The organism is Moorena sp. SIO3E8 (assembly GCF_010692445.1).
GTDB classification, from domain to species: Bacteria; Cyanobacteriota; Cyanobacteriia; order Cyanobacteriales; family Coleofasciculaceae; genus Moorena; species Moorena bouillonii.
Genome location: NZ_JAAHHM010000020.1, coordinates 52,291 through 66,742, shown reverse-complemented (window position 1 = coordinate 66,742; position 14,452 = coordinate 52,291). Strand labels below are relative to the sequence as shown.

At 44.8% G+C, this 14,452-nt stretch carries 12 protein-coding genes; 7 read left to right on the top strand and 5 right to left on the bottom strand.

Annotated features, from left to right (window positions below):
- Positions 1 to 209: 209 nt before the first annotated feature.
- On the bottom strand, positions 210 to 1,229 hold the full coding sequence (gene hpnH, locus F6K46_RS10940; RefSeq protein WP_293056084.1) for an adenosyl-hopene transferase HpnH: 1,020 nt from the start codon (positions 1,227 to 1,229) through the stop codon (positions 210 to 212).
- A 274-nt stretch (positions 1,230 to 1,503) separates the two neighbouring features.
- Between hpnH and F6K46_RS10935 the strand changes: the two genes are divergently transcribed.
- Positions 1,504 to 1,659, top strand: coding sequence for a hypothetical protein (locus tag F6K46_RS10935; RefSeq protein WP_293056081.1), 156 nt, complete (start codon positions 1,504 to 1,506; stop codon positions 1,657 to 1,659).
- 91 nt (positions 1,660 to 1,750) lie between these two features.
- Here F6K46_RS10935 and hpnA read toward each other — a convergent pair whose 3' ends face one another.
- A complete protein-coding gene (gene hpnA, locus F6K46_RS10930) occupies positions 1,751 to 2,722 on the bottom strand; it encodes a hopanoid-associated sugar epimerase (protein ID WP_293056076.1) in 972 nt (323 codons plus the stop codon).
- Positions 2,723 to 2,726: 4 nt separating this feature from the next.
- Complete coding sequence (locus F6K46_RS10925; RefSeq protein ID WP_293056073.1) at positions 2,727 to 5,660, bottom strand: efflux RND transporter permease subunit; 2,934 nt, start codon at positions 5,658 to 5,660, stop codon at positions 2,727 to 2,729.
- Between the two features lie 335 nt (positions 5,661 to 5,995).
- On the opposite strand from F6K46_RS10925, the gene F6K46_RS10920 reads away from it, so the two are divergent.
- Positions 5,996 to 7,498 carry a zinc ribbon domain-containing protein gene (locus F6K46_RS10920; protein ID WP_293056067.1) on the top strand — a complete coding sequence of 501 codons (1,503 nt, stop codon included), beginning with the start codon at positions 5,996 to 5,998 and terminating at the stop codon, positions 7,496 to 7,498.
- 220 nt (positions 7,499 to 7,718) lie between these two features.
- Positions 7,719 to 8,084: a hypothetical protein gene (locus F6K46_RS10915; protein ID WP_293056061.1), complete on the top strand. Its 366-nt coding sequence runs from the start codon at positions 7,719 to 7,721 to the stop codon at positions 8,082 to 8,084.
- A 12-nt stretch (positions 8,085 to 8,096) separates the two neighbouring features.
- On the opposite strand, the gene aat is transcribed toward F6K46_RS10915, so the two are convergent.
- Complete coding sequence (gene aat, locus F6K46_RS10910; protein ID WP_075899377.1) at positions 8,097 to 8,681, bottom strand: leucyl/phenylalanyl-tRNA--protein transferase; 585 nt, start codon at positions 8,679 to 8,681, stop codon at positions 8,097 to 8,099.
- Between the two features lie 324 nt (positions 8,682 to 9,005).
- Between aat and F6K46_RS10905 the strand changes: the two genes are divergently transcribed.
- Positions 9,006 to 9,434 (top strand): TerB family tellurite resistance protein, encoded by a 429-nt coding sequence (locus tag F6K46_RS10905; protein ID WP_075906050.1) that lies wholly within the window; start codon positions 9,006 to 9,008, stop codon positions 9,432 to 9,434.
- Positions 9,435 to 9,829: 395 nt separating this feature from the next.
- Positions 9,830 to 11,080 (top strand): S-layer homology domain-containing protein, encoded by a 1,251-nt coding sequence (locus tag F6K46_RS10900; RefSeq protein ID WP_293056055.1) that lies wholly within the window; start codon positions 9,830 to 9,832, stop codon positions 11,078 to 11,080.
- Positions 11,081 to 11,187: 107 nt separating this feature from the next.
- Here the strand turns inward: F6K46_RS10900 and F6K46_RS10895 are convergent, their stop codons facing one another.
- Positions 11,188 to 12,606, bottom strand: a complete 1,419-nt coding sequence (locus tag F6K46_RS10895; protein ID WP_070392820.1) for an ATP-binding protein — start codon at positions 12,604 to 12,606, stop codon at positions 11,188 to 11,190.
- A 200-nt stretch (positions 12,607 to 12,806) separates the two neighbouring features.
- Between F6K46_RS10895 and F6K46_RS10890 the strand changes: the two genes are divergently transcribed.
- A complete protein-coding gene (locus F6K46_RS10890) occupies positions 12,807 to 13,298 on the top strand; it encodes a transposase (protein WP_293022156.1) in 492 nt (163 codons plus the stop codon).
- Positions 13,265 to 14,080 carry a transposase gene (locus F6K46_RS10885; protein WP_366510698.1) on the top strand — a complete coding sequence of 272 codons (816 nt, stop codon included), beginning with the start codon at positions 13,265 to 13,267 and terminating at the stop codon, positions 14,078 to 14,080. Before F6K46_RS10890 ends, F6K46_RS10885 begins: the two co-directional genes overlap by 34 nt.
- The last annotated feature ends 372 nt before the right edge of the window (positions 14,081 to 14,452 follow it).

Below are 14,452 nucleotides of genomic sequence, written 5' to 3'. Positions count from 1 at the left end.
AATTAATTCCCAATCAAATAATGACCTTGAAGTTGATTTCAAGGTCTATTTGATCAAGAATCAGAAAGCTCAGATAAATGCGATCGCATTGATTGTATTGTGTGTATTGTGCTCAAGTTGACCTTGTCTATCCTGCCAGGCTTAGCAATCCATCACTACTCAGAGCTAGGAAGTAGCGCCAGCTTTATGGTCTGGGAAATTGGTCAGGTTCACACTCCTCCTAACACACTACCCATAGCACGAACCATATTCTGGGGCTGAAACGCATCCATAGCCGCCGTCGGCTCATACCCACAATGGACCATACAATCGGCACACTTAGGATTACCACTAGCGCGACCATACTGATCCCAATTCGTTTCCTCCAGCAATTCCTTAAACGTGGAATAATGCCCTTCATTTAACAAATAGCAAGGCTTTTGCCACCCCAAAACACTGTAACTAGGACTTCCCCAAGGGGTACACTCGTAATCTTTCTCCCCCATCAGGAAATCCAAAAATAAAGGATTATGGTTAAAATTCCAGCTTTTCTTCCCAGCCTTGAAAGGCGCTAAAATTTCCCGGAACATCGCCTTAGTCTGTTCCCGCTTCAGGAAATGCTCCTGATCGGGTGCCCATTCATAACTATATCCAGGAGAAACCATCATGCCATCAATACCCAACATGGCCAGGAAATCAAAGAACTCCTGCATTTCCTTAGGATCAGTTCCTTCAAACACCGTCGTGTTAGTAGTCACACGAAATCCCCTAGCTTTAGCGGCTCGAATTGCCTGCACTACCTTATCAAATACCCCCTGACGGTCCACACACTGATCATGCCGTTCCCGTAAGCCATCCAAGTGAACGCTGAAAGTCAGGTAAGGGGAAGGTTGGAACTTATCCAGAGACTTCTCTAACAACAACCCATTGGTACAGAGATAGACATACTTTCGCCATGCCACCAACCCCTTGACAATGTCGTCAATTTGTGGATGAAGCAGAGGTTCTCCCCCCGGAATAGAAACCACCGGAACACCACACTCTTTCACCGCAGCAAAGCACTCTTCAGGAGTTAGCTGGCGCTTGAGTATTTCCGTAGGATGCTGGATTTTGCCACAACCGGAACAAGCTAGATTACAGCGGAACAGAGGTTCCAACATCAGCACCAGGGGAAAGCGTTTACGACCCAAAAGACGCTGGGTCACAATATACTTTCCGACATCAAGAGCTTGTTGTATTTGAATAGCCATAATTGTCCTCACACCATATAATTAACGCTAATCATGGAGGGTAATCCTGATTACCCCACAGCTTGAACTATGATCAGCCTCGCCGATAAATTATACCGAGTTGCATTCAAAGAGAGTAGATTGGTTGGATAGGGAGATAGGGAGATAGGGAGATAGGGAGATAGGGAGATAGGGAGATAGGGAGATAGGCGGAAGAGAAAGTTGTACGTTTGACCGCAACTTGGTATTAATAATACTGTTGGTGAATTGCTTAAAATCCTAGACTTCCCTGCAGTTGTCGGTTTCCCTATTTACTGGAGCCAGTGGTAAGTACCTAGACATAAATAAACGGAACTGTATTAACTTTTTTAAAGCTGCCAGAAGTCTATCTATTCCCTGTTCCCTATCTCGACAGTTAAACCTAATTTTGTCCGACTATAGCGCTTTCTAGCCTAATGAGGTAGACAGGTTTTTTCCCTCTTGCCTCTTGCCTCTTGCCTCTTGCCTGCTCCCTGTTCCCAGATCCGCTGTTCCCTGTTCCCTTAGCTAAACCAATCAACAGCATCCTTGAGCGCTTTCCTAATGGAAGATTGGGGTAACCCTAACTCTCTAACTGCTTTCGAGCAATCGTAATACATCGGGTGTTGTGCCATCCGCACCCCATTGAGCGGAATAGAAGGGGTTTTCCCGAAAGCAGTCAACACGCACTCATCAATCCAAGCCATACTCAGCGCTAGCCAGACCGGAACAGTTTTTTGAGGCGCACTCAATCCAGTAATTTCCGCAAGTTGCTCCAATAACGATTTGAAGGATAGATTTTGGTTACCTAAAATATAGCGATCGCCTTTTTTCCCCCGGTCCAACGCCAACAGGTGACCCTGAGCCACATCCCGCACATCAATAAAATTTAATCCTGTATCCAAATAAAATGGCATTTTCTGCTGTAGGAAGCGCACAATAATTTCTCCGGTAGGAGTTGGCTTAATATCCATCGGACCAATGGGAGCGCTAGGATTAACAATCACCACATCTTGACCAGATTCAGCTGCCTTGATCGCTTCACGTTCAGCAAAAAACTTAGATTTTTTATAGTCACCCACCAATTTCTCTACAGGACTCTGATGGGTTTCATCCACAATTTCCCCAGGTTTACCCACACCAATAGCCGCTACTGAACTGGTGTAAACAGTGCGTTCAATCCCAGCTTTACCAGCACTTTGTAGCACATTACGGGTTCCCTGGACATTGTTACGATAGAGTAAATCTCGATCCGCTTGCCACAGGGAATAATGGGCAGCGACATGAAATAATACCTGACATCCCTGCATCAGTTGGCACAAGCCTGGATCGTTCAAGTCACCGATAACGACTTCTATATCTAGACCCTGGAGGTTATCGAGTTGGCTAGTAGGGCGCACCAGAGCTCGCACGGAGTATCCTGCTTCAAGTAGCGATCGCACAACATGAGCACCGATAAATCCTGTTCCTCCAGTGACGAAAGCTTTGATTGCCATTGGTTTAGCCCCTCTCTTTCCCAATTCCGTACTTCTTACCAGAAAATAATCCTACCCAGCAATCTTCCAGCAGAGTATACAATACTGGTACAACAATCAAACTCAACAACGTAGACGTAAGCAATCCACCAATAATTGCCACAGCCATCGGTTGTCGCAATTCTGCTCCTGCGCCAAATCCCAATGCCAAGGGCAACATTCCCAAAATAGTCGAAGCAGTAGTCATTATAATCGGTCGCAAACGCACCACTCCTGTTTCCAGAATTGCCTCAGTGCGATTTAAACCAGCTCGGCGAAGTTGGTTAACATAATCCATCAGCAAAAGCGCATTTTTGTCAAGTAGTCCCAGCAAAAAAATGAGACCAATCAGGGAAATCATGCCAAAATCACTCTGGGTGATCAGAAGTGCCAGCATTGCTCCGAGAATAGATAAGGGCAACGAGAAGCCCACCACCATCGGTTCTAACAATCGACCAAAAGGCAAAATCAGCACTAGCAGCATACAGGTAACAGACAAGGTCAAGGTGCCAGCAAAACTGCCCAGCACATGACTACTCAGAGCCGAATCCCCCCACAGTTCTAACCTCACACCATCCGGTAAAACCATTTTGGCAACCTTTACCACCTCCTCAGTCGCATCTCCCAACCTTTGACCCTGGTTAAGGCTAGCACGAACATAAACCCCTCGCTGACCATTAACATGCTCAATCTCAGTAATCGTATTGCCTCGATTATTCTGACCTGTTGCGTCTACATCCACTAATCCTGGTAATGTCTCAATCCGAGTTTTGAGATCCGCAGCAGTATTGCCTAACACCTCTAAATCATCACCCAATAAAGCAACTTGAACTGGTTTTTGAGTAGGTAGTTCGATAAACTGAATATCTTCAACACTATTCGTTACACCAGAAATCTTCGGCAAAGCAGCCCGCATTTTTTCCTGAACCTGAGCAGTAGTATATTGGCGATTACCTTTAAGTTTGACCTGAAGGTTACCTTTGTTCGGCTCACCCTGTACCCCCACAACCGTATATACCGATTCCACTTCAGGGAAAGCCAGCACCGCCTCTTCCAACTGCTTAGCCACCTGCTCAGATTGCTTCAGTACCAATTTCATCCCTTTTTTAATCGGAAATAGACCATTAAACCCTGACTTTGATAGTTTTGGTTTTAGCTGCTTGTTAGTATCTGAATTAGTATCTGAATTAGTATCTGAATTAGTATCTGAATTAGTATCTAATTTAATTAATGGCTTTGACTCTTCACTGTTAGAATCAAACCCTCCCAAATTCAGAATCTTATTAATTAAATCACCAAACTGAGAGGCACTAGGCATCTGAGGCAACGGTGCCATATAGGTAATCATAAATTCCCCTCGGTCTAGGGTAGGAATAAACCCCTGAGGAATTAGGGGAATCAGAGAAATTCCAGCCACAAAGCTCAATACCGCTAATCCCACTACAAATTTCCGATGCCCCAGGGACCAGCGCAGCAAATCACGGTACTTGGGATGAGACCTCAACCAAGAGTCGAAAACTACTCTCGATAATTTTTCCCTGTTTACTGTTCCCTGTTCCCTTTTCCCCTGCCTAGGTTTAAGCCAATAAACCGCAAGAACTGGGCACAAGGTTCGAGCAACCAACAAAGAGGTAAGAACTGCTGCCGAAACCGTCAGACCAAAGGGTTTAAAGAACTGTCCTAAGTTACCACCCATTAAACCAACCGGTAGAAATACCGCCACAATGGTCAAAGTAGAAGCAGAAACCGTCAGACCAATTTCATTAGTAGCAGAAAGAGCAGCTTGTCGAGGAGACTCCCCAGCCTCCAGGTGCCGAGAAATGTTCTCGACTTCTACAATGGCATCATCAATGATAATCCCAATTACCAGAGCCAAAGCTAGTAGAGTAATGGTTTCGAGATTGAACCCATAGATAGCCATCACAATAGCCGTTCCCAGCAGGGAAATTGGAATTGCCAAGGCAGTAATTAGGGTCGCACGCCAGTTGCGCAAGAAAGTAAAAATTACCAACACTGCCAGAACAATTGCCAGTAGTAAACCATCAATAGTAGATTGAGTCGCTTCCCGGATATAGTTAGCTTGAGTGACTGCTAAGACTAACTGCACCTCTGGCAAACTGGCTTGTAGCCTTTGCACCGCTTCCTCTACCCGACTAACCACATCTAAGGTGTTAGCATCACCCCCTTTGATCACCTGAAAAGCCAAAGCTTCCTGTCCATTGAAGCGAATCCGAGTCGGGGTAATGGGTATGGGAGATTCGGGATTATCTCGCTGCTGTTCCTCCTTAATAATTTCTGGTGCTTGTTTGGTCAACTCTGAGCCAGAATTGAGAGCTGTAAACGTAGTTTCCCCCCCTCCCAACAAATTGACTTTCAGAACTCCTGGAAGTTGAGCAATCTCTGGTAAGATACTAGTCTTAGCAATGTCAGCTAATTCCTTCAGGTCTTTAGTATCACTCTTGATGGTGTAGCTAACCGCAGAGGATTCGTTCAAATTGAAGGGAATGACCTCAAAGGTTGCACCTTCAGGAATAGCAATTTGCCACAGTGTCTTTTCAACCTCCATTGAAGAGGAGTTGAGATTGGTTCCGACATCGAAATAGAGGGTAACCACCGTTCGACCAGGGTAGGTTGAAGAAACCATCTGATCGAGTCCTGCCAAAGGGAAAAGCCTTTCCTCAATCGGTCGAGTCAGTTTCTGCTCCGTTTCCACGGCAGTCTCCAATGGCACTTGAGCATTGACCACCACCACCGGAAAGGTAATATCAGGGAATAGGGCATACTTAAGGGAACTGAACGCCAAAAGCCCAGCCACAACCATTGCGATCCAAAAACTGATGGTTACTCGGGAATACTTAATGGCTAACCGGGAAATATTGAACCGCTCTCGTAAGACCTTGAGGAAACTCAACTTGACCATTGAAGAGAATTATGTTAATTCACTGCTTCCTTAGGATATACTAGGAGCGATCGGCGATCAGAAAGGAATAGATTCTAAGTAATAGATTCTAAAGACATGGCATTGAACCAGTAGCGCCACACTTGGCGAACGCATTTGTTAACAATGGATACAGCTTTAGATCAAGCGATTGAGTTTTTAACAAGCCCATCGGTTACACGCCCGACCTCTGAAGCTGTAGTCTCGCAACTAAACCCCAATAAATAGGTATAAAACGGTATTTAACTGTACAAAACCGACATTGACATTTTGCTAGCGCTAGAGTATAATCCGAAAAGAAGACACACCAGTTGAGGATGTCAAAAAAAGTGGGCTATCCCAAAAAACTATCGACTCAAATTGTCCCCGTGGTGGGGATGAGTAAGTCGGTCGAACTTGAGTTGTTGTCTACAATGAAAAAACTAGGCGTCGTTAGGGCTGAGTCTTACAACAAGCTGGGGAGCATTAACCATTGGGGACTGGACTGGAAAAAGGCTATCCCCAAAGTAAAAAGCTTCAGGACTCCCGACACCCTGGGGCTGCCTGCTAAGTTAATGGATTGGACTATCAATGATGTAGCAAAAGCCATTACAGCTCAGCAAGCAGCCTGTATTGATGCGGTGATTAAGAAAATCTACAAGAGGTTTCAAGGAATTGAAAACCAAAAGACCAGAAAAGAACTTTGCCAACAGGTTAAAACTTTAGCAATTCTTGATAATCCACTTCTTCACAGACTCATTAGAAAGGAGTTTCAGCGGGGGCATTCCTGGGTCAAGAACCAGATAGTCTATCAAAAAGTAGGCTATAAGTGCAGAAGGCTCTCTCGCAACACTTATCAGTTAGAGTTAGCTGGATTAATAAGAGGAAAAAGAAACAAGATAATCGTCAAATCTAATCGCAAAATAAGTGGGCAGATTAGATTAATCTACAGTCAAACTTTCCAAAGATTTGAGATTCATTTTTTAGTAGACCATGGAACCGTAGAAATTCCATCTGAACGTCGGAGCATCGGAGTAGACAAGGGATACACGGAGGCTTTCTATGACTCAGATGGTCAGGCACACGGCAAAAATCTAGGTAGAGTAACAACCAAGAAGTCCGACAGAATCTGCTCTAAAAACCGCAACAGAGGAAGACTTTGGGCGCTTCACAGGAAGTTAAAAAAAATCGACCCAGCTAAATCGGCTCGAATACTCGAAAATAACCTGACCAGAAAAACGGAAAATCGCCGATACCGAAAAAATCAATCAGAGATAAAGGCGATTATAGGAGCCGCTTCCAAGTCCCTTTTTAAGGGAGAATCTTTAAAAGTATTTGCAGAAGATTTAACACAGCCGATTAAAAACAAACGTCAGTCATTAGCGATATCCCGCAAACTTAATAATTGGATGAAAGGAGTAATGCGGGACTCTTTGCAAAAATGGGCTAATTGGACTGGATCGGTTGTTACAGAAGTGCAGCCTAGTTACACGTCGCAAATTGACTCCGTGACCGGAACCCTATTGGGCAAAAGAAGCGGGGACAGTTTTACCAGATTTAATGGGGTCGTGTTGCAGGCTGACCACAATGCTGCCAAAAATGTCCTTGATAGAGGTACGGATCACGAAATCGCCCGGTATATGAGTAAAACCGAGGTGCAGGCAGTATTATTGCGTCGTACCGCGCGTTTCTTGAAAGGTATGGGACTTAGTCTGCTTGATGCAATCGAGCTTGGCTGGCTTGATTGTAAGCATAACAAAACTAAGGCTTTTAAGAAACTCCTGGTCGAGATGCCAGGAACGCCTAGACAGATGGGTGGCAGGCTTGACTCCAATTGCTGATGACCACTCCTCCCTCAGGCAACAATAAATTGCACCTTGACTGTTTTATACCGGATTGTCCCGATTAATGACGGTTTAAGAGTATCTCGAGGCACTACTTCAGGCAGAGACAACAGCTAAACGAACCAAAGTCAGCCATGGCTATTCACAACTGATCGGGACTTGGCGACTAGGGTTTATTACTGGGACAAAGCGATCGCGCCAACGAGCAGGGGTGATTTTGGGTAGCGGACGATTTCTGCCAAAGTGGATCAAGATTAACCTATCCTACTCCCGATCAGAGTCTTCTCAAGACCAAGGAACGGTTCAAAATGCTGTTCAACTCGGACCGATTCAGATAGTTCTCACCGGTCCTACGAAGTTTTATCCTAAGACCAATATCTTAGCTTTCGACTTTAGTCAAATCAGGATATCGTTATCTAGTCTAACACTGTATCAAGGCTATATTAAAGGTGGACAAGACCGGGAAACTAGGTTCTATGAGCAACCCTTGAAAGAACAAGCATTCTTCACCTACTTTTTAGTAGAAAACCGTTGCATTGCTGCTAGAGGTCGGGGAGGAGGTTTGGCTGTGTGGACCAAGTAAGCCCTAGCTCAGTTAGATAGGTTCATCAAACGAACAGGTTTGTGCTATTGCCTTCTGTAACAGCAGACTATACTCTTGCTCATTGACCGTACATGCACCAAACCGTTCTAGGTGAGAATTCATCATCTGAGCATCAAACAGCAAAAAGTTGCGATGGCGCAACCGTTCTACCAACTTAACCATCGCCACCTTTGAGCCCTCCGGAATCCGATAAAACATCGATTCACCAATGAACGCTCCACCAATTACAATGCCCAAAATTCCTCCTGCCAGCTGATTTCCCTGCCAAGTTTCAAAACTGTAGGCCCATCCAGCCTTATAAAATTGCCAATAAATCTCTTTTAGTTCTGGAGAAATCCAAGTAGTTTCACGGTCAGCACAACCAGTCATTACCCCTAAAAAGTCTCGGTTAATGCTGACACTAAATCGTTCCTGATTTAGGACACGACGCAGAGATTTAGGATAGCGAAACCGCTCATCCAGAGGAATTATAGCACGTTCGCGGCTTGAGTACCAGCCTAAATTACCAGTATCATCTGCCATCAGGAAATAGCCTTGAGCATACCCTTGAATTAAGTAATCAGTATCGATTTCCATTAACAGAAAGAAGTGTGTAAGGAAGAACTAACTTAGTTAATTAAAATTAAACGTAACATACTAGCGGTTAACACTTCTGTACAAAAAAATTTGCTTTAAATAAATGAGGTTTATTACCTAGATTAAGGGGTCTAACTAAGTTAGTTTTAACAAACCCGGTTTTTTGACAAAGTTCTCCCCCGTCTCCCCAATCTGCCCACTCTTCCCCCTCTTCCCTTTCCACTTTCCCTTTTCCCCTAATCGTGGCAAGCTGTTGATGATTCAAGGTTGATTGGCAACAAGTGCTGTATTGGTTCGGTTCCCCCCTACTGGAGAGATAAAGTCATGGTTACAAATTCTAGTGTCAAACAGTTGCTCAAAATTTTAATCGGTGCCGCCTGGATAGACGGTAAAGTTCAAGCAGAGGAACGGGAATATCTGTATAAAGTCGCCAAGGAATATGGAGTTGCTGACGACCCAGAGATTAAACCGTTACTGTATGAACTCAAAGCTGTGTCAGCAGATGAATGCTACAGTTGGGTGGAAGAGTATTTAGGCGATCGCCCTAGTCCAGAAGACTATCAGCGCTTGGTTGAAGCCCTCAGTGCCTTAATTTATAGCGATGGGCTGGTAGACACAGAAGAAGCCAAACTTCTGAATCGCTTGCAGTTACTCGACCCCAGCAGTCCATCTCAGCAGTCGAGTAGTCAAAAAGTACTCAAAGCAATTCAAAAAATTTACCGCCGCTGGATTAATAAGCAGTTTACTGATTGATTACTGCCTCAGTAGGTCAGTGGGTAACTGTGTTATAGCTTACTTCTGACTTCTGACTTCTGACTTCTTACTTGCCCGTAGCGCTATACCCAGCAATTCTAGCTTTAGGGTCACCCTGAGCACTCTCCTACTAAACTCCACAGGCGGTTAAGCTGTCACCCCACCCCCTTGGGCTAATGTGACAATTTTTGATCTGGCAAGTGGTTGGCAACTCATGGAATGTTACTAGCGTCAAATTACTCAGATTGTGCCGAAATGATTGCTATTAAACAGGCATAATCTGGTTTTTTATGCTTATTTTTAGCAAAAAAAACAATTTTATTGAACCTAGGAACATCTAGCATCTGATTGGTTCTATTTACTTAAGAACACATTAATTTAAGAGAATGCCTTCCATGCTTAACCTAAATCATTTTCAATCAGGAACTGCTGCTGTTTTAGCCCTTGGACTCACCGCCACCACCATGGCTCCCCTAGTGGCACCTGCTCCCTCCTTTGCCCAAAGCACTAACTTTATCGATGTTTCATCCAACTACTGGGCAAGTGAGTTTATTGGGGAATTATCCCAGCGCGGTATTATTGCCGGATTTCCGGATGGCTCCTTCAGACCAAATGCACCAGTGACCCGCGCTCAGTTTGCGGCAATGCTGCGTAAAGCAAATCAAGATTTCAATAAACCCGCCATTCGCGGTGGCAACACTTTCGTGGATGTTGCTTCCAACTACTGGGCAAATCCTGCCATTCAGGAAGCCTACCAAACCGGATTTCTAAGTGGTTACCCTGGTAATATCTTTAGACCTGAACAAAATATTCCCCGTGAACAAGTTTTAGTTGCCCTTTCTAATGGACTGAATTTCTCTTCCACCGGTTCTACCTCAGAGCTGATCAGTTTCTACCGGGACGGCAGCCAAATTTCTAACTTTGCCCGTGCTCCCATCGCTGCTGCTACAGAAAATAGTTTGGTGGTTAATTATCCTAACGTCGCCTTTCTCAATCCGACTCGGAATGCAACTCGTGCAGAAGTTGCAGCTTTTATGTACCAAGCGTTGGTGGCAACAGAACAAGCCCCAGTGATTAGCTCCCAATACATTATCGATCCCAATCCAGCACCTGTAGCCTTCACAATTCCTGCAGGTACTTCTATTCCGGTTAAGTACAAAAAAGATAAAATTCTGCTCGCCCAAGAGGAAACTATTCCCCTAACCCTGACAGTGGATCTAAACATTACCACTGCTGATGAGGGCAAGTTGCTGATTCCTGCTGGTAGTGAAGTGGTTGGCGAACTGCGTGCGACAAAAGAGGGAGCTCAGTTTGTAGCTCAGCGGCTGTTGATCAATGGTGAAACCCTATCCTTTAATGCCACCTCTGAGGAAATTACCACCACTGAAACCATTCGCAAGGGTAGCAATCCAGGAAGTATCCTAAAAGATGCAGCAGTTGGTACCGCTGCTGCCGCTGCTATCTCTGCCGTTACCGGTGACCGTGCGATCGCTACAGAAGAAATCTTGATTGGAGTTAGTTCTGGCATCGCTTTAAATATCGGCAAACGTTTATTCGGTAGCAGCAGTGTTGACCTATTTGTGGTTGAACCAGAAACCGACTTACAGCTTACCATCGACTCTGACTTGGTAATTAGCAGTCGGTAACTAGAGATGTGGATAGTTAACTGTTGAGAGGTTAATAGATTAACCAATCACAGCCAACCTCTCAACGGTCAACAACAACTATCTACTGACCAATTACTAAAGGTCTACTAAGCGTAAGTCAACCAAACGATAAAGGTTGTTCCAATCCTTGAGTTATCTTGACCATGACTAATGGATAATTCCCCATTTTCCTCAGTCGATAGTAGTTTGGCAGGACTCAAGACTTCAATATCACCCTGCATGTATGCCATCAGTTCTTTTGCGATCGCTAATCCTAAACCAGTGCCAGGGATAGGACCATTAGCTTGAACTCCCCGATAATGCCGCTCAAACAGATGGTCTAAGTCTTCTGGAGCAATACCTGGACCAGTATCACTAATTGCGATCGCTATGGCATCACCATGTGAAAGCCATTGTCCAACACCAACTTGGATATCAATTTTTCCCCCAGCTGGGGTGTACTTCAAAGCATTGTCAATCAAATTACTCAAGACTTCCCGTAAAGCCTTAGGATTCCCTTTCACCAAAGGTAAGTTAGGGGCAATAGAGCAATGCAACTCCAAATTAGCCTCTTGAGTAATAGCGTCAGCAGATATAAGCAAGGGTTCTAAGACATCCTTGACCGCAAACAGTTCCAAAGGAACAGTTTTGTCCGTGAGTAGGGGAAATTCCCCTAGGGTGGAGTGTGGTTCGGAGTGACTAGTTGGGTAAATCTCCCCAATATCATCTGATTGTGGGGATGAAGAAGCCTCAGCTGTAGCTACAGGTAACGTGAGGGATGCTGTATCGGTTTGGTTCATGTCCAGGCAAGCATCAAACTGTTGCAGCAACTCCTGTAAGCGATCGCTTTCTCGTATAATGCTCGAAGCCACTGGATAGTTTTTATCTCCTGGTACCAGTCGCTTCAGCAGTAGCTTACCAAAGGTTCGTAACGCCATCAGGGGATTACGAAATTGATGCAGCAGATCATCAAGCATATCCCGTTGTTTGGCCTGTAGACGTCTTTGCTGAGTCAACTGCTGCTCAAACCAACCTTGACGCTGTTCTATGACATATGCGATCGCTAAGGTTCTAGCAATGCGTTCCACACTTGCCTGTTCTGTGTGATTCCAAGGTCTATCATCACGAACACTCACCAATAATCCCATCACTATCCCTTCATGGATTAGAGGTAAAACGATTTGGTGCTGCTGCTGCAGAGAATTTTCAGATCCTACAAAAGAGGTTGAACCCAAATCTTGCTCTTGGTTATTTCCCTGAGGGAGTAGCCGAGGTAAGCTGCTGGATAATCGAGGAATCTGATCAATCTCACCTATTTTCTGTGGCAAAACCCAGTCAGGATCACTCATATCCCGCACGGTACTTGTTTCCGGATAAACTACCACAGGAATTAGCTTTGCCTGATTGCCCTCAACGAATTCTTCCGTTAAATATACAGCACCACTAGCTGCTCCCAGTCCTTGGGTTAATAAAGCCACTTGGTTTCGACACAGGGAGACAAATTCTGAACTGACGCGAGTGAACATGAGCTATAGATGAGTGATCTGGGTTAATCCTACTGGAAGTTAAGCCACTATCAGCTTTCCTTCTATAATGTCGAACCCCTTAACTAGCGAGGGGGTCTGGGGGATACATGGACTCCCCCAGGCTGAGCGGGTGGGTTCGATGCCCACCCTATAAGCATTTACCATTGTCACCTCAGTGTGGTAGAATAGGGGCTATGTTGATGATGAACTACACATACAGGATTTATCCCAGTCAGGATCAACAACAGATCCTCAAAGACTGGCTTGAGACTTGTAGACGAGTCTATAACTACTCATTGAGGGAGTTGAAAGACTGGATTGCTAGTCGTAAATGTCCTGTGGATAGGTGTTCCATTGACAAGGAATACATCATTCCTGCCGATACACCGTTTCCTAGTTATCACCGTCAACAAAACAATCTACCCAAGGCCAAGAAAACCAACCCATTTCTAGCTTTGGTGCATTCCCAAGTTTTGCAAACAACCGTTAGGCGGTTACATGACTCATGGGAAGCAATGCAGTCTAGAGGGTTTGGGTTTCCTAGATTCAAGAAACGCGGGCAATACAAATCATTTGTGTTTCCTCAATTCAAATCTAATCCAGTCAGTAATGCACATATCAAACTTCCAACGAGGTGCGCTTTCCGTTGGCGAATTAAATTCGCCACGGGTCGCACCTCAAGATTGGCTTAGTTCCGATTCGGCTCCATCGGGAAATCCCCGAAGGATTCCAGGTCAAACAGGTTAGAGTCTTGGCTAAAGCTAGACAGACACAATGGTATGTTGTTATATCGATGGCACTGGATGTCGATATTCCTGATCACCCTGCTGTAGGCAGGGCAATCGGAATCGACCTTGGGTTAGAGAAATTCCTGACAACTTCAGACGGTTTCACAGTTGAACGGCCTAAGTTTTTCAAGTCACTGCAAGGCAAGCTGGAATTGCTGCAACGCAGAGCAGCTAGAAAGCAAAAGCGTTCTAATAACTGGGAAAAGGCACAACTGAAGGTGGCCAGACTACATCAAAAAATAGCGAATACTCGCAAAGACTTTCATCTGAAAACAGCCCATTTACTCTGTGACCAAGCTCAGACAATCTTTGCAGAAGACCTCAACACAGTAGGACTCAATCGAGGGATGTTGAGGTTTGACTGTATTGATGCTTCATTCGGTCAATTCTTAGATCTTCTCAAGTGGGTAGCCTGGAAACGGGGATGCTACTTTAAACGAGTAGACCCCCGTGGAACCAGTCAGACTTGCCCTGAGTGTCAGGCAACGGTCAAGAAAGACTTGAGGGTCTCAGAACATTTTTGTCCTGAATGCGGCTACACAACTCACAGAGATCATGCCGCCGCTCAGATGATTAGATGGCGAGGATTGGAATTAGTACCCGTGGACAATTCGGGGAACGGAAACCGCTTGTCAAGTCGATCTGTCGGGGGAGAAATCCTAGATAAGTGGCGCAAAGGTGTTTAATCATCTGGGGCAGGAATACCCGTTTGTGAGGATGGGAAGCCTACACTATACCGAAGGTTAGTGTAGGAGGATGTCACACAATTGACTATTATGCCTTAGTCATCAGTCATTAGTGATTAGACCTCTTACAAATATCCGTTACATCCATTGCCCGATCATCTGATCACCCCATCACCCCATCACCCCATCAGTGTAATTGTTGGATGAGTTTAAGGCTATTTTTTCTAATTATATTTAAGTTTTATTAAAACTATTAAATTTTTGTATTAATTTTCCGGAGGTAATGAGGAAACGGAAAATCCCCTAACGTATTGCTGTCAAAGGTTTCAGCCGGGTTGTTTAGTTCTATGACAAGAGCTTGATCTTTTTAGA